We start from the raw sequence: 25263 nt of genomic DNA, 5'->3' as shown, positions 1-25263 counted from the left end.
CGACATCGGAGCCGCCATGCCCTTTCTGTCCGACACCCTCGCGCGGGTGAAGCCTTCGTCCACCATCGCCATGACCAATAAGGCGGCCGAGCTGAAGGCGCAGGGGCGCGACATCATCGGCCTCTCGGCCGGCGAGCCCGATTTCGACACCCCGGCCAACATCGCCGAGGCCGGGCGCCGCGCCATCGCGGAGGGCAAGACCCGCTATACCGCCGTCGACGGCATCCCCGAACTGAAACGCGCGATCTGCACCAAATTCAAGCGCGACAACGATCTCGACTATGCGCCGAGCGAGGTCAGCGTCGGCACGGGCGGCAAGCAGGTGCTCTACAACGCGCTGATGGCGACGCTGAACCCGGGCGACGAGGTGATCATCCCCGCCCCCTACTGGGTCAGCTATCCCGACATGGTGCTGCTTGCCGGCGGCACGCCGGTCACCGTGGCCTGCGGGATCGAGACCGGCTACAAGCTGACCTCCGAGAGCCTCGAGGCGGCGATCACGCCGAACACCAAGTGGCTGCTGTTCAACTCGCCCTCGAACCCGACCGGCGCAGGCTACAGCCATGACGAGCTGAAAGCGCTCACCGACGTGTTGCTGCGCCACGACCATGTCTGGGTAATGACCGACGACATGTACGAGCATCTCGCCTTCGGCGATTTCCGCTTCACGACGCCCGCGCAGGTCGAGCCCGGCCTCAAGGATCGCACGCTCACCGTCAACGGCGTCTCCAAGGCCTATGCGATGACCGGCTGGCGCATCGGCTATGCGGCGGGGCCCGAACCGCTGATCCGCGCCATGGCCAAGCTGCAGTCGCAATCCACTTCGAACCCCTGCTCGGTGAGCCAGTGGGCCGCCGTGGAGGCACTCAACGGGCCGCAGGACTTCATCGCCCCGAACAACGCGGTGTTCCAGAGGCGGCGCGATCTGGTGGTGGCTGGGCTAAACGCCGCGCCCGGCGTGACCTGCCCGGTGCCGGACGGGGCCTTCTACGTCTATCCCGACATCTCGGGCTGTATCGGCAAGACCAGCGCCGGCGGCACGGTGATCGCCGATGACGAGGCCTTCGCCACGGCGCTGCTCGAGGAGGAAGGCGTGGCCGTCGTGTTCGGCGCGGCCTTCGGCCTTTCGCCGAATTTCCGGGTCAGCTACGCTACCTCGGACGCGGCGCTGGAGGAGGCCTGTGCCCGCATCCGCCGCTTCTGCGAGGGGCTGCGATAACCCGAAGGGGGCGCCATGACGGACCTGTCCGGCTATTATTTCCGGGTCAAGGACTCGGGCGGCATCATGTTCCGCATCGGCGACGAGACGCGGCACCGCCGGGTCGAGCTCGAGCAGCTGGCCACGATCAACACACGCAACGGCGAGATCCGCGCCCAGGGCAATCGTGAGCTTGCACCGGAAGATCGGGCCGCCGCCGAGGCTTGGCTCGAACAGCGCCGGGAGGTCCTCGCGGCGCGGCAGATCGACGATATCCGTCGCGCCATCGATCACCTGAACCTCACCGCGCATTGGGCCCAGAGCCAGGCCAGCGAGGCCGAGCTGGAGGCGGTGACCGAGCCGCTGCTCCTGGCCATGCACGATCTGCGCATGATCCTCGTGCGCAAGAAGGCTGATCGGGTCGAGGCGGCGCGGACCCGGCCGACGGAGACCGGTTGAGCCTCAGTCGCGCTGCCTGCGGCCTTTGCCCCGGAACACCCGCCACAGATAGAGCGCGACGATCACCGCGATGACGCCATTGGTCACCGGGTTCAGCCACACCTGTACGCGCTCGTATTGCGCCTCGAGCAGATAGCCCGCACCGAACAGCCCGCCGACCCAGATCAGCGACCCGGCGGTGGTATAGGCCAGGAATTTGATCAGCCCCATGTGCTGGAGTCCTGCGGGCACCGAGATCAGCGTCCGGACCGTCGGGATCATCCGTCCGAAGAAAATTGCCGCCGCGCCGTGACGCTCGAACCAGCCCAGCGCCCGTTCCACGTCGTCGCAGGACAAGGTCAGCCAGCGGCCGTAACGGTCGACGAGGCGCATCAACCGGTCGCGGCCGAGTCTGCGGCCGATCTCGTACCAGACCCATGCGCCGGCCACCGAGCCGATCAGCCCGGCAATGAGGGTGAGCACCGGCCGCGCCTCACCGGTTGCGGCGTTGTAACCCGCGAGCGGCATCACCAGCTCGGAAGGGATCGGCGGGAACACGTTTTCGAGGAACATGAGCGCGGCGACGGCGAAGGCGCCTCCGGCGGCGATCCAGCTGGTAATGAAATCGAACATGCCCCGCCAACCAGCGGGCCCGCCGGGTGGTTCCTAGGCAGACCCGATGCGTACCGACCGCGACCAGAACCGCCACAGCAGCGTCGATGCCGCCAGACCCAGACCCACGACCAGACCGAGCCAGACCCCGGCCGCGCCAAGACCGAGCGGAAAGCCCAGCAGATAACCGGCCGGCATGCCGATGAGCCAGTAGCTGATCGCGGCGAATACCATCGGCACGCCGGTGTCCTGCACCCCGCGCAACAGGCCCAGCGCCATCACCTGCAACGCATCGACGATCTGGAACAGCGCCGCCAGCGACAAGAGCGTGATGCCTGTCGCCACGACCGCGTCGCGCGCCGGATCGCCCGGATCGACGAAGGCCGCGACGAAGGGCTCAGGCATCGTCACGAAGATCAGACCGACGAGACCGGCAGAGACCACCGACAGCGCCACGCCCGACTGGCCGATCATCCGAAGCGCCGCTTCGTCTCGCCGCCCCAGCGCCCGGCCGGCCCGCACAGTGGCGGCCTGGCTCAGCCCGACCTGAATCATGAAGGCGACCGAGGTGATCTGCAGCGCGATGCCATGCGCCGCCAGCGGCACCTCGCCGATCCAGCCGACCATCACGCCGGTGGCGACGAAGAGACCGCCCTCGGCGAGGCTGGTCAGGCCGATCGGCACGCCCAGCCGCACCACCTGCCCCAGCACGTCGAGATCGGGCCGCCACAGGCGCCGCACGAGATCGTATTCCGGCAGGCGCCGCAGCGCGTAGACCAGGAGCACCAGCGCCTGCAGCACCGCCATCGACAGCGAGGCGATGGCCGCGCCGCGGATGCCCAGCTCGGGCGCGCCCCAATTGCCGAAGATCAGCGCGTAGTTGAGAAGCGCGTTGCAGACTGCCATTCCCAGCGTGCTCCACAACAGCACCGCCGTGTGCTCGAGCGCCGAAAGGAAGGAGCGCATCACCATCGCCACCAGCCCCGGCACCATCGCCCAGGCGGCGATCCGCAGATAGGCCTCGCCCGCCGCCGCAACCTCGGGCTCCTGCCCCAGCGCCAGAAACAGATCCTCGGCCCACATCAACGGTGGCACGAAGACGGCGGAATAGATCATCCCGGCCCAGATCCCCATGCGCGTCACCCGCCGCACCCGCACCGGATCACCGGCCTCCGCGGCGGTCGCCACCACCGGCATCACCGCCCAGGCAAAGCCCGCGCCGACGATGAAGATGAGGAAATAGAGCGAGGTCGCCAGCGTCGCCGCGGCCAGCGCGGTGACATCGTACCAGCCGAGCATCACCGTGTCGGTGACGTTCATCGCCATCTGCGCGAGGTTCGAGCCGATCAGCGGCAACGCCAGCACCAGCAGGCGCCGCCCGTGCTGGGCGCGGGTGAGCGCTTCGAAGGGCCTGTCGGTGGAAGCGGTGAGGTCAGCTTGGGTCATGCATGTTCCCTACGTCGCCCCCGCCGTTCGCGTCCAGTTCGGGATTGTACCGGTGACGCCTCGGGCGGGTTCAACCCCCGAGCACCTCGCGCCACGAATGGGCGGGCGCGAAGCCCAGCATCCGCTTGGCCTTGTCGTTGACGTAGAAGGTTTCGGTCTCGCCCATGTCGCGCCGAACCTCCACGCCCTCGTAGAATTGCGCCCGCACCTCGGCATTGCTCAAGCCCACCGAAAGATCGTCGTTCGAGACGTTGAATACCTCGAAGCCGAGGCCGTCGGTCCGCAGACAGCGCTCGACCATCTGGCCGAGATCGCGGGCGTCGATATAGGCGAAGATGTTGCGCCGACGGAGTGCGGGCTCCTGCATATAGGCCGGAAAATTCTCGGCATATTCATGCGGTTCGATCACGTTGTTGATCCGCAGCCCGTAGATGTCGAAACCGGTGCGGGCCTGAAAGCTCCTTGCCGTCGCCTCGTTCACCACCTTCGACATGGCGTAGCTGTCCTGCGGCACGGTCGGATGCTCCTCGTCCACCGGCAGATAGGCGGGCTTCACCTCCCCATCGTGGAAGCAGACGCCGTAGGTCGTCTCGGACGAGGCGAAGATCACCTTGCGGATGTCGAGCTTCGCGGCCGCATCCAGCACGTTGTAGGTGCTCATCACGTTGACGCGGTAGGTCTCGTTGTCGGGCCTGAGCAGGATCCGCGGCACGGCGGCGAAATGCACGATCGCGTCGTAGCGGGGCACGCCGGTGCCCGGCTCGAGTTCATCGAAACCTGCATAGGCATGGGCCGCGTTGAAGACCTGCCCGGCATCGGTAAGGTCGCAGATCAGGTTGTCGACACCCGGATGATCTAGCGGCACGAGATCGAGATTGGTGACGCGGTGGCCGCGCTCCAGCAGGTAGGGAATGGCGTGGCGGCCGGCCTTGCCGGCGCCGCCGGTGAACAGGATGCGCATGGTGTCCTCCCTCGCGTCTTGCTCCTCTGGTCATAGTGTGGCCCCATCCCGGCGCAACCCGGAGGAGAGAGAATGACCAAGTTCCTGCTGACCGCCTCGGCGGCGCTGCTGGCTGCGCCCGCGACGGCGCAGAACCGCATCGACCTCGTGCGGCCCGATGCGCCCGAACTCGCCGCCCATGGCGATCATGTCGTCGGCGTCACCACGATGAGCTTCACGAGAGAGGGCGTGCCTGACGTGGCGCGCGCGACCGAAGACGGCGTCGAAACCTATGACCGGGAAATCACCGTCGAGATCTGGTACCCGGCGGCCGAGGGCACCGATCCGGGCGGCAGCTACACGGCGCTGCTGCGCGACGGCGTGACCGAGGTGCGGCTGACGGGCCGCGCCGCGCGCGATGCCGAACCGGCGATGGCGGGCGATTTCCCGCTGGTCCTCGTTTCGCATGGTTATCCCGGCAACCGCTTTCTCATGAGCCACCTCGCCGAGAACATCGCCACCAAGGGCTACGTCGTGGCCTCGATCGACCATCCGGATTCGACCTATGACGACATGGGGGCCTTCGGCTCGACGCTGGTGAACCGGCCTCGCGACCAGGCCTTCGTGCTGGCGCGCATGGCCGAACTCGACGATCCGATCGGCGCCATCACCGACGGCGACACCGCCGCCGTGATCGGCTACTCGATGGGGGGCTACGGCGCGCTGATCTTCTCCGGCGCCGGGCTGACCGAGGCGTTCCGCAACTCGCGCTATGCACCGCCCCAAGAGCTTCTGGGAATCAATGCCATGGGCGCCGACACCATGGCCGATCTGCCCGACGACCGGGTCAAGGCCGTGGTCGCCATCGGTCCCTGGGGCCGCAACCGCGACGCCTGGAACGCCGAGGGGCTCGGGGCGATCGAGACGCCGCTGATGCTCATCGCGGGCGGGGTGGATGACGTGTCGGGCTATGATGCGATCCGTTCGATCTTCGAGGAGACGACCGGCACCGAGCGGCACCTGCTGACCTTCGACAACGCCAACCACAACGCCGCCGCGCCGATGCCCGCGCCCGAGGAAAGCTGGGCCGTTTCGGAAAGCCTCGGCTACGCCCCCTTCGACCATTACGCCGATCCGGTCTGGGACACGGTGCGGATGAACAACGTCACCCAGCATTTCGTGACCGCCTTCCTCGACCTGCACCTCAAGGGCGAGACGGAAAAGGCCCGGTATCTCGACCTCGTGCCCGACAGCGCCGACGCGGTCTGGGATCGGGCCGAAGGCGGCACGCCGAACGAGGCCGACAGCTACTGGGCGGGCTTTCCCGAGCGCACGGCCACAGGCCTGCGCTTTGAAACTCTCGCCCAAGGCGAATGAGCGACGGCCGCGCGCCCCCGGCGCGCGGCCATCCTGCGGGCAACGCGCATTCCATGGGCAAAGCCGCTGCAGGCGTGACTTCGTCGCGCCACGGGACAAAATGTGAACCTGCCGGTCGCGCCGTACCGTTGCCCCCGGCCCCGCCTCCGGGTTATATGGCCGGCACCCCAGAACAAGAGCAGTGCCCATGCCCGACGATCTCCTCTCCGGCGCCGAGCCCGCCTACGACGCCTCCTCCATCGAAGTCCTCGAGGGGCTGGAGCCGGTGCGCAAGCGGCCCGGCATGTATATCGGCGGCACCGACGAACGGGCGCTGCATCACCTCGTGGCCGAGGTGCTCGACAACTCCATGGACGAGGCCGTCGCCGGCCATGCCAACCGGATCGAGGTCGAGCTTCTGGCCGATTATTCGGTGGTGATCCGCGACAATGGACGCGGCATCCCGATCGACCCGCACCCCAAGTTCCCGGGCAAATCGGCGCTCGAGGTGATCCTCTGCACCCTGCACGCGGGCGGCAAGTTTTCAGGAAAAGCCTATCAGACCTCCGGCGGTCTGCACGGCGTCGGTGCCTCGGTCGTGAACGCGCTGTCGGATTCGATGGTCGTGCAGGTCGCGCGCAACCGCGAGCTTTTCGAGCAGCGCTTCTCGCGCGGCATCCCGCAGGGCCCGGTAGAAAAGATCGGCGCCGCCCCGAACCGGCGCGGCACCACCGTGACCTTCCACGCTGACGAGGAAATCTTCGGCCACCACCGCTTCAAGCCGGCGCGGCTTTTGAAGATGGTGCGCTCCAAGGCCTATCTCTTCTCGGGCGTCGAGATCCGCTGGAAAAGCGAGATCGACGACGGCGAAACCCCGCGCGAGGCCAGCTTCCACTTCCCCGGCGGCCTTGCCGACTACCTTGCCGAGACACTGGGCAAGTCCTCGACCTATGCCGACAAGCCCTTCGCCGGCACGGTCGAGTTCTCGGAAAAGTTCAACGTGCCTGGCAAGGTTGAATGGGCGGTGAACTGGACGCCGTCGCGCGACGGCTTCACCCAGTCCTACTGCAACACCGTGCCGACCCCCGAGGGCGGCACGCATGAGAGCGGCTTCTGGGCCGCCATCCTCAAGGGCATCCGCGCCTATGGCGAGTTGGTCAACAACAAGAAGGCGGGCCAGATCACCCGCGAGGACCTGACCACGGGCGGCTGCGCGCTGGTGTCGTGCTTCATCCGCGAGCCGGAATTCGTGGGCCAGACCAAGGACCGCCTCGCCACCACCGAGGCGCAGCGCCTCGTCGAGAACTCGGTCCGCGACCATTTCGACAACTGGCTCGCCTCGGACACCAAGTCCGCCGGCGCGATCCTCGACTTCCTCGTGCTGCGCGCCGAGGAGCGGCTCCGGCGCAAGCAGGAGAAGGAAACGGCCCGCAAGACCGCGACCAAGAAGCTGCGGCTGCCGGGCAAGCTGGTCGATTGCTCGACCAATGCGCGCGAGGGGACCGAGCTCTTCATCGTCGAGGGCGACTCGGCGGGCGGCTCGGCCAAGATGGCGCGCGACCGCAAGACGCAGGCGCTGCTGCCGCTTCGGGGCAAAATCCTCAACGTGCTCGGCGCAGCTTCGTCGAAGCTCGGCTCGAACCAAGAGATCAACGACCTGACCCAGGCGCTGGGCGTGGGTCTCGGCACCAAGTTCAACGTCGACGATCTGCGCTACGAGAAGGTCATCATCATGACCGACGCCGATGTCGATGGCGCGCATATCGCTTCGCTGCTGATGACCTTCTTCTTCAGCCAGATGCGCCCGATGATCGACCACGGCCACCTGTATCTGGCCTGCCCGCCGCTCTACCGGCTGACCCAAGGCGCCAAGCGCCTCTACGTTGCCGACGACGCGGAGAAGGAGCGGATGATGCAGAAGGGTCTTGGCGGCAAGGGCAAGATCGACGTGCAGCGCTTCAAGGGTCTGGGCGAGATGGACGCCAAGGACCTGAAGGAGACGACCATGGACCCCGGCTCGCGCAAGCTGATCCGGGTGTCGATCAACGACGAGGAGCCGGGCGAGACCGCGGATCTGGTGGAGCGGCTGATGGGCAAGAAACCGGAGCTGCGGTTTCAGTACATCCAGGAAAATGCGCGGTTCGTTGAAGAGCTAGATGTATGAGGATCAATCCTGATTGATACCGCCGAGGCCACTCCCGTAAATTGTTAACGGGAGTGGCTTTCTATTTTGGCGCGAACACTGGCATTCGCTGGCGTCAGAACCGACAAGCGCGCTCTCGTTTATCGAATGAGGGTATGGATTGTCTTACAAGTTTGTTGGTTCGCTTTGTCTTGTCCTGCTACCGAGCGAACTGCTTGCCCATAGCGGTAGATTGAACGCGCAAGGATGCCACGCCGGGTCGCAGCCTTATCACTGCCATCGCACGCAGACCGCTGTCCCACAGCTGGTCCCTTCTACGGGCCGGGACCGGGACTGCTCCGACTTCTCGACGCATAGAGAAGCGCAGGAGTTCTATGAAGCTGCGGGTCCGGGCGATCCTCATGGGCTGGACCGCGATCGCGACGGCATCGCCTGCGAAAGCCTCAGCTGAACCCAAGGCACGGGGTGAGACCTTACGCCACCACCCCGTGATCCATCCGGACCACCCGGTCCATCCGCGCCGCCAGCTCCAGATTATGCGTCGCGATTAGCGCCGAGAGGCCCGTGCCCCGAACCAGCGCCATCAGCGCGTCGAACACCCGGTCGGAGGTGTCGGGGTCGAGGTTGCCCGTCGGCTCGTCCGCCAGCAAGAGCCGCGGCGCGTTGGCCAGAGCGCGGCAGAAGGCCACCCGCTGCTGCTCGCCGCCGGACAGCGCCGCCGGGCGATGATCTGCGCGGGGGCCGACGCCGACCTGCTCCAGAAGCTCGCGCGCCCGGGCCTCGGCTTCGCGGCGCGGCGTGCCGGCAGCCAGCTGCGGCAGGGTGATGTTCTCCAGCGCCGTGAACTCGGGCAGCAGGTGGTGGAACTGGTAGATGAAGCCGACATCGGCGCGGCGTACCTGCGTGCGGCGGCGGTCCGACAGCTTGGTCATCTCCTGCCCGCCGATGGCGACATGGCCCGCATCGGGCGTGTCGAGAAGCCCCGCGATGTGCAAGAGCGTCGACTTGCCCGCGCCCGAGGGCGCGACCAGCGCCACGACCTCGCCCGGCCGGATCTCAAGATCCGCGCCGCGCAGCACCTGCACCTCCGAGGGCTTGCCCTTGTTGTAGGTCTTGGTGAGGCCCGAGAGCTTCAGAATCGGATCACTCATAGCGCAGCGCCTCGACCGGGTTCATCCGCGCCGCGCGGCGGGCGGGAAACAGCGTGATGACCCATGACAGGGTCAGCGACAGGGCCACGGCGGAGATCACGTCGCCCAGCTCCAGCTTGGCAGGCAGCGCATAGATGCCGCGGATCGACGGGTCCCAGACGCCGCCGCCGGAGAAGTAGTTCACCGCCGCGAAGATCGGATCGATCCAGATCGCGAAGGCGCAGCCCAGGATCACGCCCAGCAGTGTGCCGATGGTGCCGATGCCCGCGCCGCAGATGAAGAACACCCGAAGCACCGAGCCCTCGGTCAGCCCCATGGTGCGCAATATGCCGATGTCGCGACCCTTGTTCTTCACCAGCATGATCAGGCCGGAGATGATGTTCATCGAGGCGATCAGCACGAGGATCGACAGGATCACGAACATCACGTTGTCCTCGACCGTGAGCGCGCGCAGGAACGCGCCCGCGCTGTCGCGCCATGTCCACAGGAACGCGGTCGGCCCCGCCACCTCAAGGATCTCGGGCAGGAGCTCCTGCACGTTGTCGGGATCCTCGACCATCACCTCGATCTCGCCCGCCACGCCGTCGCGGTTGAAGAAGAGCTGCGCCTCCGAAAGCGGCAGGTAGGCGCGGGTGCGGTCGATGTCGTAGCGCCCGGCGGTGAAGATGTAGGTCACCTCGTAGGCCGAGACGCGCGGGCTCTGCCCCATCGGGGTCTGCGCGCCGTTGGGCGAGATGATCCGCACCTTGTCGCCGATCACCACGCCAAGCTCGCGCGCCACGCCCGAGCCCAGCGCGATGCCCTCCTCGAAGCGGGCGATGTCGCCGATGCCGGTCTCGGGATCGGCGATGCGGGGCAGCGAGGCGAGGTCCTCGGTCCGGATGCCGTAGATCTCGACGCCCGCATTGCCGGCGTCGAAGCTCGCCATCACCTGCCCGCGCACCACCGGGGCGGCGCGGGTGACGCCGTCGATCTGCAGCAGCCGCTCCGACAGGTCCTCGTAATCCTCGATCACCCGGCGGGTGATGTCGGTGCCCTCGATGACGCTGTCCTGATAGACGGTGACATGGGCGTTGGCGCCGAGGATCGTGTCGATGAACTCCTCGCGGAAGCCCGCCCGCACCGACAGCGTCGCGATCAGCGCGAAGACCGCGAGCGTGATGCCGACGAGGCTGATCCAGGTCATGACGCTGACCCCGCCCTCGGCGCGGCGGGCGCGGATGTAACGCCAGGCGATCATCCACTCGAAGGCGGAAAACGGGGCGGTGCGGTTGGCCATGGGCGGGTCCTGTCAAATGCGCGCGGACCTTGGGGGCGAGCGCGATCGGGGTCAAGCCGCGACGCCGCCGCCTCACGCCACGGTGTCGGCGCTTGACGCGAGAGCCGGCGCCGGGTCAGCTTGGTCCCGGGGGATGTCATGGGCGTGACGCAGACGCCGCGCAGCATGGCCGCATTTGGGGAGGAGCGTCGATGCGCGCCGTGATCTGCCGCGCCTATGGCGGCACGGAACACCTTGAGATCGTCGAACGCGCGCTGCCCGAACCGGGGCCGGGCGAAATCCGCGTCAGGCTCTGCGCCGGCTCGGTCAGCGCCGGTGACTGGCGCATCCGCTCGCTCAGCGTGCCCGCGGGCTACGGCCTCGTGGTGCGGCTGGCCTTCGGCTGGAGCGGCCCGCGCCAGCCGGTGCTGGGCACCGTCTTTTCCGGCATCGTCGAGGCGGTGGGCGAAGGCGTGACCCGCTTCGCCCCGCATGACGAGGTGTTCGGTTCCACCGGCATGAAGATGGGCGCCCATGCCGAGGCGGTGGTGCTGTCCGAGGCGGGCGCGGTGGTCCACAAGCCGCATGTGCTGAGCCACGCGCAGGCGGCCGCCCTGCCCTTCGGCGCCAGCACCGCCTTGCAGTTCCTGCGCGACAAGGGGCGGCTGCGATCCGGCGAACGGCTGTGCGTCGTCGGCGCCTCAGGCGCGGTGGGCACGGCGGCGGTGCAGATCGGCCGGGCGATGGGCGCGCATGTGACGGCGGTGTGCTCGGCGGCCAATGCCGATCTCGTGCGCGATCTCGGCGCGCGGGAGGTGATCGCCCATGACGAGGACGAAGGGCCCTTTGCGGTTCCGGACCGCTTCGACGTGATCCTCGACACCATCGGCCGGGCGCCGATGCGGGACCGGATCCGGGCGCTGGCACCAAAGGGGCGGCTGCTGGTGGTCAGTGGCGGCATGTCGGACGCGCTCCGCGCGCCCCTGCCTCGGGCCGGCGGCCGGCGCGTGAAGGGCGGCGTCGCGCAGGAAAGCCGCGCCGACATGGAAGAGATCGCCCGGCTGGTCGAAGCGGGCGACCTGCGCGCCGTCATCGACAGCCGCTATGCCCTGTCCGATATCGCGCGGGCCTATGACCGGGTCGCCACGGGCCGCAAGCGCGGCGCCGTGGTGCTCGACCCGGACGAGGGCTGAACCTCAGATATAGGCGTAGATCCGGGCGATCTTCTCCACCGCCTGCTCGGGCGGCAGCTCCTCGCTTTCGCCGGTACGGCGCGAAACCAGTTCGACCACGCCGTTCTTCAGCCCCTTCGGGCCCACGGTGATCCGCCACGGCAGGCCGATCAGGTCCATTGTGGCGAACTTGGCCCCGGCGCGCTCGTTGCGGTCGTCATAGAGCGGATCGAGGCCCAGCGCCTGAAGGCCGGCATAGATGCCGGCGCAGGCCGCGTCGGTCTCGGCGTCGCCCTGACGCAGGTTGACGATGCCGACATGGAACGGTGTCACGCCTTCGGGCCAGATGATGCCCTTCTCGTCATGGCTCGCCTCGATGATCGCGCCCACCAGGCGGCTGACGCCGATGCCGTGGGAACCCATTTCGACCGGCACACGCTGGCCTTCGGCATTGGTCACGGTCGCGCCCATCGCCTCGGAATACTTGGTGCCGAAATAGAAGATCTGCCCGACCTCGATCCCGCGCGAGGAGCGGCGGCGCTCTTCGGGCACCTCGTTGAACAGCGCCGGATCATGGGTCTCGTCGGTGCGCGCATAGGGGGCCGTCCACTCGGAGACGATCTCCTTGAGCTGGTTCGGGTCCTCGTAATTCACCACGCGGTCGGCGAGCTGCAGGTCGAGGATCGCGCTGTCGTAGAACACCTCGCTCTCGCCGGTCTCGGCCAGCACCAGGAACTCATGCGTGTTCTCGCCGCCGATCGGGCCGCTGTCGGCGCGCATCGGGATCGCCTTCAGGCCCATCCGCTCATAGGTGCGCAGGTAGCTCACCATGTGGCGGTCATAAGCCTCCAGAGCACTCTCGCGATCGACGTCGAAATTGTAGCCGTCCTTCATCAGGAACTCGCGGCCGCGCATCACGCCGAAACGCGGGCGCATCTCGTCGCGGAACTTCCACTGGATGTGGTACAGCGTCTTGGGCAGGTCGCGGTAGGATGAGACGTAGCTGCGGAAGATGTCGGTGATCATCTCCTCGTTGGTGGGACCATAGAGCAGGTCGCGCCCGTGCCGGTCCTTGATCCGCAGCATTTCCTCGCCGTAAGCCTCGTAGCGCCCGGATTCACGCCACAGATCCGCCGATTGCAGCGTCGGCATCAGCAGCGGGATGTGCCCGGCCTTCTGCTGCTCCTCGTCGACGATGCGCTCGATGTTGCGCAGCACCTTCAGCCCCAGCGGCAGCCAAGAATAGATGCCGACGGCGGCCTGCTTGATCAGGCCCGCGCGCAGCATGTAGCGATGGCTGACGATCTGTGCCTCGGCGGGCGTTTCCTTGAGCACGGGCAGGAAATAGCGGGTCAGGCGCATCGGGAGATCCTATTGTCAGGGGCCGGGTCGGCGGCGGGGCGGACGAATCCCCCTGTAGGGGAGAGCCGGGCACCTGACAAGCGCAGTCCCGCCCTGCCCCTGCGCCCATCGGACCGGTCCAAAAGGCTTGCGCGCCCGCGCCCCGGCGGCGACATAGGTGCGACATCCGCGCAAGGAGCGATACCGTGGCACTTCCGATCCAGCAGCAGGCGCGCATCTGGGCCGTTATCGCGCTCGTGACCTTCGCGCTGCTCTGGTTGCTCGGTGACGTCATCCTGCCCTTTCTCGTGGGCGGCGCGCTGGCCTATCTGCTCGACCCGGTCGCCGACCGGCTGGAGCGCCTGGGGCTCAGCAGGGCGATGTCGGTGGCGGTGATCGCGCTGGGCGTGGTGCTGATCTTCGTGGCCGCCGTGCTGCTTTTGATCCCGACGCTGATCCGGCAGACGACGCAGCTCGTGCAGACCGCGCCCGAGCTGTTCTCGGGCCTGCGAGACGGTCTCGCCGCGCGGTTTCCCGACCTGATGGACGAAAGCTCGACCATCCGGACCCAGCTCGACGCCATCGGCGCGGCGGTACAGGCGCGCGGCGGCGAAATCCTCAACAGCGTGCTGTCCTCGGCCATGGGCGTCATCAATCTACTGGTTCTGTTCGTCGTGGTGCCCGTGGTCGCGGTCTACCTGCTGGTCGACTGGGACCGCATGGTGGCGCGGATCGACGAGCTTCTGCCGCGCGAGCACGCGCCGACGATCCGCCAGCTGGCCCGCGAGGTCGACCGCACGCTGGCCTCCTTCGTGCGCGGCCAGGGCCTGGTGTGCCTGATCCTCGGCACCTATTACGCGGTGGCGCTGGCGCTGGTGGGGCTTAATTTCGGGCTCGTTGTGGGCGCGCTGGCCGGGCTTGTCACCTTCATCCCCTATGTCGGCGCGCTCTTGGGCGGGGCCTTGGCCATCGGCCTCGCGCTGTTCCAGTTCTGGGGCGACTGGGTCTGGATCGGCGCCGTGGCGGGGATCTTCGTCGCCGGCCAGATGATCGAGGGCAACATCCTGACGCCGCGCCTCGTCGGTGGTTCGGTCGGGCTGCACCCGGTCTGGCTGCTGTTCGCCTTGGCCGTGTTCGGCGCGCTGTTCGGCTTTGTCGGCATGCTGGTGGCCGTCCCCTTCGCGGCAAGCCTCGGCGTCTTCGCCCGCTTCGCCATCACCCGCTACCAGCAAAGCGCGCTCTATCGCGGCAGCCCCACCGCGATGCCACCACCTGCCGCGCCCCCCGAGCCGCATGGCACCCCGCCTCGTCTCGAGCAGAGCCCGCCGGAGAGCGCATGGCGTGGCAACTGAGTCTCGACCTGCCGCTCGCAGTGGCGCTGGGGCCTGACGACTTCATCCTGGCCGAAGCGAACCGCGCCGCGCATGAGATGGTCACCGCGATGGGCTGGCCCGAGGGCAAGCTGGCGCTGATCGGCCCGCCCGGATCGGGCAAGAGCCACCTCGCGCGGGTCTGGCAGGCCTCGAGCGAGGCGATGATCCTTCTGGCGCAGGATCTTGGACCGAGCCTGCCGCCGCCAGCCCCCGGAGCGGCCATCGTGGTCGAGGACATCCAGCGCCTGCCGCGCGCCGCCGAGGTCACGCTGTTTCACCTGCACAACCGGCTCGCGGCCTCGGGCGGGCGTCTGCTCCTGACCGCCGATCGCCCGCCGGCGCGGCTTGGCATCGCTCTGCCCGATCTCGCCTCGCGGCTGCAGGCTACCGCGATCGCCCGGATCCACGACCCCGACGACCGGCTACTGCGCGCGGTGCTGGCCAAGCACTTCGCCGACCGGCAGCTGGTGCCCATGGCCGATGTGATCCCCTATCTCGCCGCCCGCATCGAGCGCAGTTTCGCCAGCGCCGCGGCGGTGGTGGCGCGGCTGGACCGGATGGCGCTGGCCGAGTCCCGCCCGGTGAGCCGGACGCTAGCGCGCCGGGCCCTCGACAGGGACTGAGGCGGGCCGCTGGACAATCCGGGCGGGCGGGCGCGATAGTGGGGGCGATCGTCACCTCAACGTTGCGAAGATGCGCCAGACAGCACCCATGACACAGGCCGATTTCCTCGCCGCGGCGTTCCCCGAACCGATCGCGCTCGACGCCGAGCTTGCGGGGCCTGCGCGCTTCGTCAATCGCGAGCTGAGCTGGCTGGGCTTCAACTTCCGGGTGCTGGAGGAGGCCGAGAATCCGCGCGTGCCGCTGCTCGAGCGGCTGCGCTTCCTGTCGATCTCGGCCACCAATCTCGACGAGTTCTATACCGTGCGGGTCGCGGGCCTGCGCGAGCTGGCGCAAGCGGGCAATACCACCCCGGCGATGGACGGTCTGACCCCTGCCGAGCAACTGCGGCAGATCGACCGCGAGGCGCGGGCGCTGATGGCGCGCCAGCAGGAGATCTTCAAGACGCTCTGCGACGAGATGGCGCGCGAGGGCATCGCGATCCTGGGCCGCGCCGACGTTACCAAGAAGGACCTCGCCTACCTCTCCGACGCTTTCCTCAACCGCGTCTTCCCGGTGCTCTCGCCGCTGGCGATCGACCCGGCGCATCCGTTCCCCTTCATCCCGAACGAAGGCCTCGCGCTGGCGCTGGCGCTGGAGCGGGCCTCCGACAAGAAACCGCTGCGCGCGCTCTTGCCAGTGCCGGGCCAGATCGATCGCTTCGTGCAATTGCCCTCGGAGGAGGGCCAGCGCTTCCTGCCGCTGGAGGAACTGCTGCTGCTCAATCTCGACCAGCTGTTCCCGGGCTACCGGATGAAGGGGCACTGCACCTTCCGGGTGCTGCGCGACAGCGATCTCGAGGTCGAGGAGGAGGCCGAGGATCTCGTGCGCGAGTTCGAGGTGGCGCTCAAGCGCCGCCGCCGCGGCGAGGTGGTGCGGATGAAGCTCTCCGCCGGGGCGCCGCCCGCGCTCAAGGCCACCATCATGGAGGAGCTGCACATCCGCGACGCCGAGGTGATGGAGGTCGAGGGGCTGATCGGCATCGGCAATCTCAAGGAGCTTGTCACCGACGCCCGCCCCGACCTGCTCTGGCCCCCCTTCACCCCGCGCGTGCCCGAGCGGGTGCAGGATCACGACGGCGACATGTTCGCGGCGATCCGCCAGAAGGACATGCTGCTGCACCACCCCTACGAGACCTTCGACATGGTCAACCGCTTCCTGCAGCAGGCGGCGACCGACCCGGACGTGGTGGCGATCAAGCAGACGCTCTACCGCACCTCGCGCAACTCACCGATCGTCGAGGCGCTGTGCGAGGCGGCTGAGGAAGGCAAATCGGTGACCGCGCTGGTCGAGCTGAAGGCCCGCTTCGACGAGGCCGCCAACATCCGCCAGTCGCGTCGGCTGGAACGGGCGGGCGCCCATGTCGTCTACGGCTTCACCCAGTACAAGACCCACGCCAAGATCAGCACGGTGGTCCGGCGCGAGGGTGACGGCCTCGTCACCTACACGCATTTCGGTACCGGCAACTACCACCCGATCACGGCGCGGATCTACACCGACCTGTCCTTCTTCACCTGCGACGCGGCGCTGGGCCGCGACGCCACGAAGGTGTTCAACTTCATCGGCGGTTCGGCCGAGCCGCTGGGCCTCGAAAACCTCGCCATCTCGCCGCTGACGCTGAAATCGCGTCTTCTGGAGATGATCGCCGCGGAGGCCGAGCATGCCCGCGCCGGGCGTCCGGCCGAGATCTGGGCCAAGATGAACTCGCTCGTCGAGGCCGAGGTGATCGACGCGCTTTACGAGGCGAGCCGGGCGGGCGTGAAGATCTCCTTGGTCATCCGTGGCATCTGCGGCCTGCGCCCGGGCATCGAGGGGCTGTCCGAGAACATCCGGGTGAAATCCATCGTCGGCCGGTTCCTCGAACACAGCCGCATCGTCTGCTTCGGCAATGGCCGCGGCCTGCCCTCCAAGAAGGCACGGGTGTTCATCTCCTCGGCCGATTGGATGGGGCGCAACCTCAATCGGCGGGTCGAGACCCTGGTCGAGATCACCAACGCGACCGTGAAGGCGCAGATCACCGACCAGATCATGGCCGCCAACCTCGCGGACGTGGCGCAAAGCTGGGTCATGGGGCCCGATGGGCGGTTTTCCCGCGCCGACTGGCCAGAGGATGGACGCGCCTTTTCCTGTCACCGCTTCTTCATGGAAAACCCGTCCCTGTCGGGCCGCGGCACAGCGGGCGCGGGCGACGTGCCGCAGCTGACCCACGCCCACGATTGAAACCTGCGGCGTTCTCTTTCGTAGAGGATTCAACGGCCCGGGCATTTTTCCTTTGCCCCGGCCGGTCATGCGGTTAAGACCGCGCCCGGTGCGGAACGTTGACACCGCGCAAGGCCGGGCCACATGCTGCGGCAGGATCATGGGGGCTTCATGAACGAACAGAGCGACGCGCAGCGCGGCGACTGGGGGCCTTTCGGTCGACCGCTTTTCGATGATCCAGAAAGCCGCGCGCTGAGCCGGGTCGGCGTGGTCGATGTGGGGTCGAACTCGGTCCGGCTCGTGGTGTTCGACGGCGCGGCGCGCAGCCCCGCCTATTTCTACAACGAGAAGATCATGTGTGCCCTGGGCGAGGGCCTCTCCGAGACCGGCAAGTTGAGCCCGCGCGGCCGCGAGCGCGCGTTGAACGCGCTCAAGCGTTTCGCGACCCTCGCCGAAGGCATGAACATCACGCCGCTGACCGCCGTCGCCACCGCCGCGGTGCGCGAGGCCGAGGACGGGCCGGAATTCTGCGAGCAGGTGCTGCGCGAAACCGGAATCGAAATCCATGTGATCGAGGGTGACGAGGAAGCCCGGCTGTCGGCGCAGGGCGTGCTTCTGGGCTGGCCCGGATCCTACGGCATGGTCTGCGACATCGGCGGCTCGTCCATGGAACTTGCCGATATCGCGGAGGGCAAGGTCGGACGGCGTCTCACCTCGGCGCTAGGTCCGCTGAAGCTCAAGGAGGTCAAGGGCGGCGAGAAGGGCCTCGAAGCCTATATCAAGAGCACGATCGAGCAGATCCACGAGGAGATGGACGGCGAGACCGGCATGCGGCTGTTCCTCGTCGGCGGCTCCTGGCGCGCCATCGCGCGCTGCGACATGACGCGGCGCGATTACCCGCTCACCGTGCTGCACGAATACCGCATGAGCACCGAGTCCGTGGCCGAAACCCGCAAATACATCGAGAAGGAAGACCCCGACGACCTACGTGGTCGCGCCGGCGTCTCCTCCGACCGGATGGCTTTGGTGCCGCTGGCGATCCGAGTGCTCGACCGGCTGGTGCAGGTGTTCCAGCCCAAGGACATCACGATCTCTTCCTATGGTATCCGCGAAGGCATGCTCTACGAGCAGATGCCCCCTGCCCTGCGCGACCGCGATCCCCTGATCGAGGCCTGTCGCTTCGCCGAGGCCAAGGATGCGCGGATGCCGGGCTTCGGGCCGATCCTGTTCGACTTCGTCCGGCCGCTGTTTCCGCATGCCGACTGGCAGCGCAAGCGGATCATCAAGGCCGCCTGCCTGCTGCATGACGTGAGTTGGCGCGCGCATCCGGATTACCGACCGCAGGTCTGCTTCGACAACGCAACCCGGGCCAATCTCGGCGGGCTCAAGCATTCCGAACGCGTGTTCTTGGGTCTCGCCCTGATGCACCGCTACTCCAATAAGCGCGAGGGCGTGCATTACAGCCAGATGTTCACGCTGGTCCCCGATGAGGATCAGCGCGAGGCCGAGGTGCTGGGGCGTGCCATGCGGCTGGGCGCGATGCTCTGGCTCGGCGCCGAGACGGTGCCGGGCAATCTCGCATGGAACGCGGTGGACCGGACGCTGACGCTCGATCTCGATCCGCGCGCGAAGTCTCTCTTCGGCGAAGTGGCCGAGCAACGGTTCAAATCGCTTGCCTCGGCGCTCGACGCCACCGGCGAGGTCCGCATCCGCGACTAGGCCAGAAGCTCCGAGAGCCGGGCGAGCCGCTCGGCCTCGGGCACCGAAAGCCGCCCCGGCGCGGCCCAGCCGACGCCACGAAACGGCACACCCGCGGCCCGGGCCGTCGCTTCGTCGACCTCCGTGTCACCGACATAGACCGCCCGATCGACGCCCAGCGCCTTGATCACCGCGCGCAGATGGCCGGGATCGGGCTTGCGCGCCGGCACGGCATCGGCGCCTCGTATGGCATCGAATAGGTGATCGATCCCGAGCCCGGTAAGCACGGCATGCGTCAGGGCCTGCGGCTTGTTGGTGCAGATGCCGAGGCGCCAACCCGCCGCCTTCAGCGCAGACAGATCCTGTGCCACATGCGGGTAGATCGTGGTCGAGACCACAGGCGCATCGGCGTAGCAGCGCAGATAGGCATCGGCGAGAGCCTCGATATCCGAGGGCGCGGCGGGAATTCGCTGTCGCGCCAGCAGGTCCGCCACCAGACGATGCGCACCATTGCCGATGAGGCCGGCCACGACCCCCGGATCGGTCGCCTCCAGCCCATGCGCCACAAAGGCACGGTTCACGGCGGCCGCCATGTCCGGCGCACTGTCGATCAGCGTGCCGTCGAGATCGAAAACGACGGCGCAGGGGCCGCCCTCCTTCTGGTTCATGGGCCTCTCCTCGATACTTCGGGAGAGGTTAAGCGGCGATGTCACCCGGAGGCGAGAGCTCAGATCTCAATTTCCGGTGCATCGGGATCTGGGGTGAACTCGGGCGCCTCGCGCTTGCGGCGGATGATGATGTCGCCGTTCTCGAGGATTTCGGGTGCCTCGTAATTGGCGATGTCGTCGATCCGGTCGAGCACCTGCATCAGTGCCGGGCCCATCTCCGACAGCAGCGATCTGAGATGCGGCTCGGCCATCTCCGCGAAGGCCCGGAAATCCTCGATGGCGGGCTCCATCTCGCCCATGATCCCGCGAAAGAACAGCTCCGCGCCTTCCTGCATCAGGCTGAAGCCCTCATCCTCGGCGGGGGCTTCCTCCACTTGCGCGGAGACGGGACCGGCGAGCAGCGCGGCGACAAGGGCGGCATGGAATGCGTGTTTCATGTCGCTGAAGCTAGTCGGCGGCCGAGGTGTTTCCAGTCGGATCGAGGTCGAGCGTGACCGGAAAATGGTCCGAGGCCGCGAGCAGTGCCTCACGCAGCTCGGCATCGGCATAGATCGCCGGGTCGTCGAAAGGGTGCCAGATGCGCCAGCGCGGCGCCCAGCCCATCAGGTCTGGTGACACCATCGCGTAGTCGAGAAGCGCCGAGAGGATGCGCCAGTCGGGCGGCACGGCGAAACGCGCGGTGGCGGGCTGCGCCGCGATGGGCTGCGACAGGGCCAAACGGGCATGCGGATCGTGCAGCCGCCGCTCGGGTGGCTCGCCCTCCCCCAGCACGATCTCCACCCCGGAGCGTCCGAACAGCCGCTCCTGCGCATCGAGACCGGGACCGTCGTTGAAATCCCCCATCACCACGAGGCTGTCGCCCGCATCCAGGTGATCTTCGACGCGCGCTCGCAGCCAGCCGCACTGCGCGAGCTGCTTGCGGCGGTTTTCGATCGCGATGCGCCGCAGGTCGCCGGGGTTCTGCGCGCCGTGGGGGGCCTTGGACTTGGCATGGACCCCGATGAGGCGCAGCGCGACGCCCTCGGCCTCGATCGCCAGCTCGAGCGGCGGCTTGGACCAGCTGATCCGCGTCTCGCCACGGCCTGCCTTGAGATCGAAGCGCGGCGCGCGGGCACTCTCCCGGGGATCGTGGCGGGCCCGAATGCGGTCGGGATCGTGGAGAAAGGCGATCTCCTGCTGTGTATGGCTGTGAAAGCCGATCAGCGCCTCCCGTGCCCGGAGCCCCACCCTGGCCGCGAATGTTTCGAGGGCACGGACGCCGCTGCGCTTGCCGCCGGTATCGGGAGCCTCGACCACTACGATCCCATCGGCATCGAGCGCCTGCATCACCACGGCGATGCCGTCGAGCTGCCGCGCCCGGGTGATGCCGTGACGGGCCGAGTCGCCCTCATCATGCAGCATCACGCCCGCATCATCGAACAGCCGGTCGAACCAGGCGACGTTCCACGTCGCCAGTCGCATCAGGCGCGGTTCTCCTCGCCATCCGGCGCCATGGCATGGCCCTGCCCCGCCTCGATCCGTTCCCAGGCGCGGTTGGCGGCGATCAGACGGCTTTCGGCCAGCTTCATCGCCTCCTCCGGCAAGCCCCGCGCGGCGAGCCGGTCGGGATGGGTTTCGCGCACGATGGCGCGCCAAGCGCTGCGAGCGGCATCGCGCCCTTCGTCGGGGGTCACGCCGAGGACATCCCACGGATCGGGCTCGCAATCCGGCACGAATCGCGCGCGCAGCCGCGCGAAGGCCCGCGCATCGATCTCGAAGATCTCGGCGACGCGTTTGAGAAAGGCGTTCTCCGCCGGGTGGTAGTCGCCATCCGCGAGCGCGATGTGAAACAGCCCCTCCATCAGGTCGCAAAGCGGCCCCTTCTCGCCCCCGAACATCGCGGCGATCTTGCGGGCGTAATCCTCGAATCCCGCCACGTCGGTGCGCGCCATGTTGAACACCCGTGCGGCATTGGCCTCCTCCTCGGGCGGGATCGTAAAGACCTCTCGAAAGGCCGCGACCTCGCCGCGCGTGACCTGACCGTCGGCCTTGGCCATCTTCGCGCCAAGAGCGATCACCGCGATGGCAAAGGCCACCGAGCGTTCGGGCGGCGTGCGCAGCCGGTCGAAGATCGAGGCGAGGCTCTCGCCCTGCCGCAACGCGGCGATGATCTCGGCTATGCGGGTCCAAATCGACATGGGGCCACCTTAGCGCCGCGTTGCGGCATTGTCAGAGTCGTTTCTGCAGGATCGCGAGGTCGAGCCAACGGCCGAACTTGCGCCCCACCTCGGGCATGGTGCCGGTGCGCACGAAGCCCATGCGTTCGTGAAAGGCGATGCCGGCCGTGTTTTCCGCCGTGACGCAGGCCACCATGACGTGCTTGTCCGCCTCCCGGGCGGTCTCGAAAAGCCGCTGCATCATCGCCTGACCGACGCCGCGCCCCTGCAGGCCGGGGGCGAGCAGGATCGTGTGCTCGACGGTATGACGGTAGCCGTCCGTGCCGCGAAACGGAAACCAGCGGGCCATGCCTTTCACCCCATCCTCGTCCCAGACGAAAAAGGGATCGCCGGACAGGGTAATCTCGGCGATCTCGGCCTCGCCGCGCTCGGTCGCGTTGAAGATCGAAGTGGTTTCGCGGATTACCCGGTTCCAAATGGCGGAAAGGGCGGGCGCATCGTCTGGCGTGGCGGGGCGGATCATCTCGCGGGGCTCCGAAGGGCGGGTGACGTCGGACCCTGTGATGTCGCGTCCCGCCGGGCGCCGCAAGAGCCCTGTGGGTCGCGGGCGGGTGTCTTGCCTTCAGATCGGGCATGCGAACCGACGGGTGTGGTACTGCATGGGGAGGGGACGCCTCCCTGATCAAGCCAGCCCAGCACCAACACGGCCAACCTTGCTCGCGACACGGAAGCGTTCGGTGCTATGGCGAACACGTACCAGGGGGTTCATGCCTGAAGCTGAGGCGGGCGACCTTTTTCTCGGCCGAGCATGCGCCCCCTGCGATACCGCAATCTCGGTGGTCGGCGATCTTTCCGATCCCGAAACGGGACGTTGCGCCCCACCCCGCACCGTTTGTCGCAGCACCCTTCGCGTGAGCGACATTCGCGCCTATGTTGAGGGCATGACACAGTTTCATTCCCTGTTCGCGCTCCTCGCCCTGCTTTGGGCCGCCCCCCTCGCCGCGGCACAGGAGGCGCCGGAGCTACTGGAGCGCTGGCAGGAAGAGCCGCGCGCGGCCTACCCGGTGGGCGAAGCGGAGCTGGAGGATTTCGAGTTTCGCGCCCGCCCCATCATCGTCTTCGCCGACGGGCCGGGCGATCCGCAGTTCGAGCGGCAGATGGGGTTTCTGGCGGAGCGGATCGACGAGTTGGCGGCGCGCGACGTGATCGTCCTGATCGACACCGCCCCCGAGGCGCGCAGCCCGATCCGCCGGGCGCTGCGCCCGCGCGGCTTCGCGGTGATCTTGATCGGCAAGGACGGGCGCATCGCGCAACGCAAGCCCGCCCCCTTCACGGGACGCGAGTTGATCCATGCGATCGACAAGCTGCCGCTGCGCCAGCAGGAGATCCGCGACGCCAACCGCCCCGTGGGCGGGGCGGGTGCTCAGGCATTGGAGACGCGGTAGTACCTTTGCGACACGACCGGCCAGTTGCCTGGGCCCTTACGGGGCAATGGCGGTTCACCCGAACCACACGCGATTCGAAGCGGAATGTTCGAGCCGCAGCCTCGGCTTTCCTTTTTTAGGGACGTAGAAACCGGTAGGAGAGCCTCTTGTCGGCATCGTGATAGATAACAGCGGAGCGGAACGCGCCCCGGCATTATCTCGATCCCGAGACGAAAAGAACCGCCGAGGTTTCCCCCGGCGGCCCTGAAGATCATTCGCCTCCGACCAAGGCCGGAAGGCGCGGTGCGCTTAGTAGCAGCCGGCCGCGTTCGGGTTGGTCACGCAGGGCGCGATGCCGCCGATCGCACCGCCGACCAGCGCGCCGGTCACGGCGTCTTCGCCGGTCAGTTCGGCAGCGGCAGCGCCAGCCAACGCACCGGTGGCGGCACGCTCGCCGGGGGTCGCGCCACAGGCAGCGAGGGTGGCGGCGACGCCGAGCGCGCCGAAGAGTTTGAACATGGATGCCATTCTTGGTCTCCGAAAATGAATGGTTGTGCCCCAGATGAAGACGTCACTGCCACTTCGCAGAGGCCTGTGCAAGTGAGACCGGCGCGGCTCGGGTCGCGTCCGGGGCCGGAACCGGGGCATGGGCGACAACCCGCCACCCCGTGGGGGAGATTTTCTCCCGAACCCGGTTCGCGGGGTCTCTACCAATCCTCGTCTTCGACCTCGTCATCGTCGTCGCTCTCGCCGAACACGTCCGGAAAGGAGCGCCGCGCCTGCGCCACGTCGATGCGCAGCAGCGCGTCGTAATCCTGCGGGTCGAAGGGGTCCTCGGCGGGCACCACCTCGCGGCCGAAGAGCCAGCTCAGCCGCCCGGCGTCGAGATTGCCACGCACGAAAGGCTCCTCGCCGAAATGCGCCCAAAGCGCGGCCATGAAGCCCTCGTCGGCGCGGCGATCGGGCGGGCGGCGATCGCGAAAGCGCTCGCGGCGGATGATCTTGGTCGGACCCTCCTTGGCGGCGCGGCGGATGGTGAACTGGAAGTCGGTGCCGGGCAGCCGGCCGGGAAATCCGCGATGCTTTTCCATGTCAGTCAAGTCCTCGGGCTGCGCCGCGTCGGGTGCGGCAGACCGGCTGATAGCCCGCCACGCGCCGCCGCACCATCCCGTGCGGCGCATTCCCTCGGCCCCAGCGCGCAAGATGAGAGGCAGAATGCCGGGATGGTCCCTGCCCTGCATCATCCCGGAGAACATTTCTCGCTCCTGCTCCGAACCAATCGGGTTCCAGTCACGAGGGGCGCGCCGCTCCGAGGCCGGGGCCTATCAGCTTCCGGCGGGACGCCAGCCTGCGCGGCGGGCCTCGCTCTCATCACAGAACCAGCGCTCGCCCGCGCTGGTGTCGATCTTGGTGCGTCCGTAAAGCGGATCGCCCGGCATATGATAGATGCGACCCCGGCTGGAGACGTTGCCCTTGATGGCGCATCCGCCAGCCTCGACACGTTCCTGCGCGGGCACGGAGGCTGCCTGGCCCTCGCGCTTGGCACGTCGCCAGTCCCATGGAGCTTCGACCTCACCGCGCCAGATGCCCCGTCCTGCCTGCCGCGCGGCGGCCTCGCTTTGTACATAGGCGTCGGAATATTCGACATAGGCCAAGGCCAGCCCCTCGGAGACCAGCGCCTCACCAATATCGGTGCCATCCACCGCGCAGCGCGCGACGATGCGCTCGTAGCGATCTATATCGACAGTGTCGCAGACCGCCTCGCGGCCTGCAAAGCGCAGCGAGGCTTCCTGCGTGACCCAATCACCGCAGTCCCATTGCGCCCCCGATCCGGTGCCGCAGCTCTGCGCGTTCTCTGGTGCATCGACGCCGTGCAGCCGCACCCGCGCGCCGCCCACATCGATCGTGTCGCCATCGATCACGGTGATGCGTCCCGCGGGACCGGTGGGCGCAGGCTCGGTCGAGCACAACCCGAGCAGGGCGAGGATCGCGAAACAGGCCATGCCGGAGATCTCGGCGCTTTCGAGGCC

At 67.7% G+C, this 25263-nt stretch carries 25 protein-coding genes; 11 read left to right on the top strand and 14 right to left on the bottom strand.

Features of this window, described 5'->3' with window-relative positions; all coding sequences use genetic code 11:
* Positions 1–16: 16 nt before the first annotated feature.
* The gene (locus ACRAQ3_RS04115) at positions 17–1219 is read left to right on the top strand and encodes a pyridoxal phosphate-dependent aminotransferase (RefSeq protein WP_432255775.1); all 1203 of its coding nucleotides are present in this window, start codon (positions 17–19) and stop codon (positions 1217–1219) included.
* A gap of 15 nt (positions 1220–1234) precedes the next feature.
* Positions 1235–1657, top strand: a complete 423-nt coding sequence (locus ACRAQ3_RS04110) for a hypothetical protein (protein WP_432255774.1) — start codon at positions 1235–1237, stop codon at positions 1655–1657.
* Positions 1658–1660: 3 nt separating this feature from the next.
* Here the strand turns inward: ACRAQ3_RS04110 and ACRAQ3_RS04105 are convergent, their stop codons facing one another.
* The 3 genes from ACRAQ3_RS04105 to ACRAQ3_RS04095 form a co-directional block, all read right to left on the bottom strand.
* A complete protein-coding gene (locus ACRAQ3_RS04105) occupies positions 1661–2269 on the bottom strand; it encodes a DedA family protein (protein ID WP_269396526.1) in 609 nt (202 codons plus the stop codon).
* 33 nt (positions 2270–2302) lie between these two features.
* Positions 2303–3694 (bottom strand): MATE family efflux transporter, encoded by a 1392-nt coding sequence (locus ACRAQ3_RS04100; RefSeq protein ID WP_432255773.1) that lies wholly within the window; start codon positions 3692–3694, stop codon positions 2303–2305.
* 70 nt (positions 3695–3764) lie between these two features.
* The gene (locus ACRAQ3_RS04095) at positions 3765–4655 is read right to left on the bottom strand and encodes an NAD-dependent epimerase/dehydratase family protein (protein WP_432255772.1); all 891 of its coding nucleotides are present in this window, start codon (positions 4653–4655) and stop codon (positions 3765–3767) included.
* A 72-nt stretch (positions 4656–4727) separates the two neighbouring features.
* Between ACRAQ3_RS04095 and ACRAQ3_RS04090 the strand changes: the two genes are divergently transcribed.
* From ACRAQ3_RS04090 to ACRAQ3_RS04080, 3 genes are all read left to right on the top strand, one after another.
* A complete protein-coding gene (locus ACRAQ3_RS04090) occupies positions 4728–6011 on the top strand; it encodes an alpha/beta hydrolase family protein (RefSeq protein WP_432255771.1) in 1284 nt (427 codons plus the stop codon).
* Positions 6012–6198: 187 nt separating this feature from the next.
* Positions 6199–8154: a DNA topoisomerase IV subunit B gene (gene parE, locus ACRAQ3_RS04085; RefSeq protein WP_269396522.1), complete on the top strand. Its 1956-nt coding sequence runs from the start codon at positions 6199–6201 to the stop codon at positions 8152–8154.
* A 139-nt stretch (positions 8155–8293) separates the two neighbouring features.
* Positions 8294–8584, top strand: a complete 291-nt coding sequence (locus ACRAQ3_RS04080; protein ID WP_432255770.1) for an excalibur calcium-binding domain-containing protein — start codon at positions 8294–8296, stop codon at positions 8582–8584.
* A 22-nt stretch (positions 8585–8606) separates the two neighbouring features.
* On the opposite strand, the gene ACRAQ3_RS04075 is transcribed toward ACRAQ3_RS04080, so the two are convergent.
* Entirely contained in the window at positions 8607–9284 is a 678-nt protein-coding gene (locus tag ACRAQ3_RS04075; RefSeq protein ID WP_370161396.1) for an ABC transporter ATP-binding protein, read from the bottom strand.
* A complete protein-coding gene (locus ACRAQ3_RS04070) occupies positions 9277–10563 on the bottom strand; it encodes a lipoprotein-releasing ABC transporter permease subunit (RefSeq protein ID WP_432255769.1) in 1287 nt (428 codons plus the stop codon). Before ACRAQ3_RS04070 ends, ACRAQ3_RS04075 begins: the two co-directional genes overlap by 8 nt.
* Positions 10564–10754: 191 nt before the next feature.
* Between ACRAQ3_RS04070 and ACRAQ3_RS04065 the strand changes: the two genes are divergently transcribed.
* Positions 10755–11735, top strand: a complete 981-nt coding sequence (locus ACRAQ3_RS04065) for an NAD(P)-dependent alcohol dehydrogenase (RefSeq protein WP_432255768.1) — start codon at positions 10755–10757, stop codon at positions 11733–11735.
* Between the two features lie 3 nt (positions 11736–11738).
* On the opposite strand, the gene proS is transcribed toward ACRAQ3_RS04065, so the two are convergent.
* Positions 11739–13076 carry a proline--tRNA ligase gene (proS, locus tag ACRAQ3_RS04060; protein ID WP_085894528.1) on the bottom strand — a complete coding sequence of 446 codons (1338 nt, stop codon included), beginning with the start codon at positions 13074–13076 and terminating at the stop codon, positions 11739–11741.
* 185 nt (positions 13077–13261) lie between these two features.
* Here proS and ACRAQ3_RS04055 point away from each other — a divergent pair, with 185 nt between their 5' ends.
* The 4 genes from ACRAQ3_RS04055 (at position 13262) to ACRAQ3_RS04040 (ending at position 19006) form a co-directional block, all read left to right on the top strand.
* On the top strand, positions 13262–14407 hold the full coding sequence (locus tag ACRAQ3_RS04055) for an AI-2E family transporter (protein ID WP_432255767.1): 1146 nt from the start codon (positions 13262–13264) through the stop codon (positions 14405–14407).
* Positions 14392–15051 carry a chromosomal replication initiator DnaA gene (locus tag ACRAQ3_RS04050; RefSeq protein ID WP_432255766.1) on the top strand — a complete coding sequence of 220 codons (660 nt, stop codon included), beginning with the start codon at positions 14392–14394 and terminating at the stop codon, positions 15049–15051. The genes ACRAQ3_RS04055 and ACRAQ3_RS04050 overlap by 16 nt, the downstream gene beginning before the upstream one ends.
* A gap of 88 nt (positions 15052–15139) precedes the next feature.
* Positions 15140–17308: an RNA degradosome polyphosphate kinase gene (locus ACRAQ3_RS04045; protein WP_432255765.1), complete on the top strand. Its 2169-nt coding sequence runs from the start codon at positions 15140–15142 to the stop codon at positions 17306–17308.
* A gap of 150 nt (positions 17309–17458) precedes the next feature.
* On the top strand, positions 17459–19006 hold the full coding sequence (locus ACRAQ3_RS04040; protein ID WP_085894887.1) for a Ppx/GppA family phosphatase: 1548 nt from the start codon (positions 17459–17461) through the stop codon (positions 19004–19006).
* On the opposite strand, the gene ACRAQ3_RS04035 is transcribed toward ACRAQ3_RS04040, so the two are convergent.
* The 5 genes from ACRAQ3_RS04035 to ACRAQ3_RS04015 are packed head-to-tail and all read right to left on the bottom strand — an operon-like array spanning position 19003 to position 22332.
* On the bottom strand, positions 19003–19653 hold the full coding sequence (locus ACRAQ3_RS04035; RefSeq protein WP_432255764.1) for an HAD-IA family hydrolase: 651 nt from the start codon (positions 19651–19653) through the stop codon (positions 19003–19005). The two genes, ACRAQ3_RS04040 and ACRAQ3_RS04035, sit on opposite strands and share 4 nt — an antisense overlap.
* Before the next feature lie 59 nt (positions 19654–19712).
* A complete protein-coding gene (locus ACRAQ3_RS04030) occupies positions 19713–20090 on the bottom strand; it encodes a hypothetical protein (protein ID WP_432255763.1) in 378 nt (125 codons plus the stop codon).
* 10 nt (positions 20091–20100) lie between these two features.
* On the bottom strand, positions 20101–21114 hold the full coding sequence (locus ACRAQ3_RS04025; protein ID WP_432255762.1) for an endonuclease/exonuclease/phosphatase family protein: 1014 nt from the start codon (positions 21112–21114) through the stop codon (positions 20101–20103).
* Positions 21114–21830 (bottom strand): TerB family tellurite resistance protein, encoded by a 717-nt coding sequence (locus ACRAQ3_RS04020; RefSeq protein ID WP_432255761.1) that lies wholly within the window; start codon positions 21828–21830, stop codon positions 21114–21116. The genes ACRAQ3_RS04025 and ACRAQ3_RS04020 overlap by 1 nt, the downstream gene beginning before the upstream one ends.
* A gap of 31 nt (positions 21831–21861) precedes the next feature.
* Positions 21862–22332 carry an N-acetyltransferase family protein gene (locus ACRAQ3_RS04015; RefSeq protein WP_432255760.1) on the bottom strand — a complete coding sequence of 157 codons (471 nt, stop codon included), beginning with the start codon at positions 22330–22332 and terminating at the stop codon, positions 21862–21864.
* 418 nt (positions 22333–22750) lie between these two features.
* Between ACRAQ3_RS04015 and ACRAQ3_RS04010 the strand changes: the two genes are divergently transcribed.
* On the top strand, positions 22751–23254 hold the full coding sequence (locus ACRAQ3_RS04010; RefSeq protein ID WP_269396508.1) for a DUF4174 domain-containing protein: 504 nt from the start codon (positions 22751–22753) through the stop codon (positions 23252–23254).
* Between the two features lie 288 nt (positions 23255–23542).
* On the opposite strand, the gene ACRAQ3_RS04005 is transcribed toward ACRAQ3_RS04010, so the two are convergent.
* The 3 genes from ACRAQ3_RS04005 to ACRAQ3_RS03995 form a co-directional block, all read right to left on the bottom strand.
* A complete protein-coding gene (locus ACRAQ3_RS04005) occupies positions 23543–23752 on the bottom strand; it encodes a hypothetical protein (protein WP_106535020.1) in 210 nt (69 codons plus the stop codon).
* 188 nt (positions 23753–23940) lie between these two features.
* Positions 23941–24324 (bottom strand): hypothetical protein, encoded by a 384-nt coding sequence (locus tag ACRAQ3_RS04000; RefSeq protein ID WP_269396507.1) that lies wholly within the window; start codon positions 24322–24324, stop codon positions 23941–23943.
* A 234-nt stretch (positions 24325–24558) separates the two neighbouring features.
* Entirely contained in the window at positions 24559–25236 is a 678-nt protein-coding gene (locus tag ACRAQ3_RS03995) for a thermonuclease family protein (protein WP_432255759.1), read from the bottom strand.
* Positions 25237–25263: the final 27 nt, after the last annotated feature.

The sequence above is a fragment of the Limimaricola sp. AA108-03 genome (assembly GCF_050847355.1).
GTDB lineage: Bacteria > Pseudomonadota > Alphaproteobacteria > Rhodobacterales > Rhodobacteraceae > Limimaricola.
This window is presented reverse-complemented; position numbering and strand designations above follow the sequence as displayed.

Excerpts from the sequence above, each read along its gene's own strand:
- ACRAQ3_RS04115 (WP_432255775.1), top strand. The coding sequence starts at position 17 with ATGCCCTTTCTGTCCGACACCCTCGCGCGGGTGAAGCCTTCGTCCACC.
- ACRAQ3_RS04110 (WP_432255774.1), top strand. The coding sequence starts at position 1,235 with ATGACGGACCTGTCCGGCTATTATTTCCGGGTCAAGGACTCGGGCGGC.
- ACRAQ3_RS04105 (WP_269396526.1), bottom strand. The coding sequence starts at position 2,269 with ATGTTCGATTTCATTACCAGCTGGATCGCCGCCGGAGGCGCCTTCGCC.
- ACRAQ3_RS04100 (WP_432255773.1), bottom strand. The coding sequence starts at position 3,694 with ATGACCCAAGCTGACCTCACCGCTTCCACCGACAGGCCCTTCGAAGCG.
- ACRAQ3_RS04095 (WP_432255772.1), bottom strand. The coding sequence starts at position 4,655 with ATGCGCATCCTGTTCACCGGCGGCGCCGGCAAGGCCGGCCGCCACGCC.
- ACRAQ3_RS04090 (WP_432255771.1), top strand. The coding sequence starts at position 4,728 with ATGACCAAGTTCCTGCTGACCGCCTCGGCGGCGCTGCTGGCTGCGCCC.
- parE (WP_269396522.1), top strand. The coding sequence starts at position 6,199 with ATGCCCGACGATCTCCTCTCCGGCGCCGAGCCCGCCTACGACGCCTCC.
- ACRAQ3_RS04075 (WP_370161396.1), bottom strand. The coding sequence starts at position 9,284 with ATGAGTGATCCGATTCTGAAGCTCTCGGGCCTCACCAAGACCTACAAC.
- ACRAQ3_RS04070 (WP_432255769.1), bottom strand. The coding sequence starts at position 10,563 with ATGGCCAACCGCACCGCCCCGTTTTCCGCCTTCGAGTGGATGATCGCC.
- ACRAQ3_RS04065 (WP_432255768.1), top strand. The coding sequence starts at position 10,755 with ATGCGCGCCGTGATCTGCCGCGCCTATGGCGGCACGGAACACCTTGAG.
- proS (WP_085894528.1), bottom strand. The coding sequence starts at position 13,076 with ATGCGCCTGACCCGCTATTTCCTGCCCGTGCTCAAGGAAACGCCCGCC.
- ACRAQ3_RS04050 (WP_432255766.1), top strand. The coding sequence starts at position 14,392 with ATGGCGTGGCAACTGAGTCTCGACCTGCCGCTCGCAGTGGCGCTGGGG.
- ACRAQ3_RS04045 (WP_432255765.1), top strand. The coding sequence starts at position 15,140 with ATGACACAGGCCGATTTCCTCGCCGCGGCGTTCCCCGAACCGATCGCG.
- ACRAQ3_RS04040 (WP_085894887.1), top strand. The coding sequence starts at position 17,459 with ATGAACGAACAGAGCGACGCGCAGCGCGGCGACTGGGGGCCTTTCGGT.
- ACRAQ3_RS04035 (WP_432255764.1), bottom strand. The coding sequence starts at position 19,653 with ATGAACCAGAAGGAGGGCGGCCCCTGCGCCGTCGTTTTCGATCTCGAC.
- ACRAQ3_RS04030 (WP_432255763.1), bottom strand. The coding sequence starts at position 20,090 with ATGAAACACGCATTCCATGCCGCCCTTGTCGCCGCGCTGCTCGCCGGT.
- ACRAQ3_RS04025 (WP_432255762.1), bottom strand. The coding sequence starts at position 21,114 with ATGCGACTGGCGACGTGGAACGTCGCCTGGTTCGACCGGCTGTTCGAT.
- ACRAQ3_RS04020 (WP_432255761.1), bottom strand. The coding sequence starts at position 21,830 with ATGTCGATTTGGACCCGCATAGCCGAGATCATCGCCGCGTTGCGGCAG.
- ACRAQ3_RS04015 (WP_432255760.1), bottom strand. The coding sequence starts at position 22,332 with ATGATCCGCCCCGCCACGCCAGACGATGCGCCCGCCCTTTCCGCCATT.
- ACRAQ3_RS04010 (WP_269396508.1), top strand. The coding sequence starts at position 22,751 with ATGACACAGTTTCATTCCCTGTTCGCGCTCCTCGCCCTGCTTTGGGCC.
- ACRAQ3_RS04005 (WP_106535020.1), bottom strand. The coding sequence starts at position 23,752 with ATGTTCAAACTCTTCGGCGCGCTCGGCGTCGCCGCCACCCTCGCTGCC.
- ACRAQ3_RS04000 (WP_269396507.1), bottom strand. The coding sequence starts at position 24,324 with ATGGAAAAGCATCGCGGATTTCCCGGCCGGCTGCCCGGCACCGACTTC.
- ACRAQ3_RS03995 (WP_432255759.1), bottom strand. The coding sequence starts at position 25,236 with ATGGCCTGTTTCGCGATCCTCGCCCTGCTCGGGTTGTGCTCGACCGAG.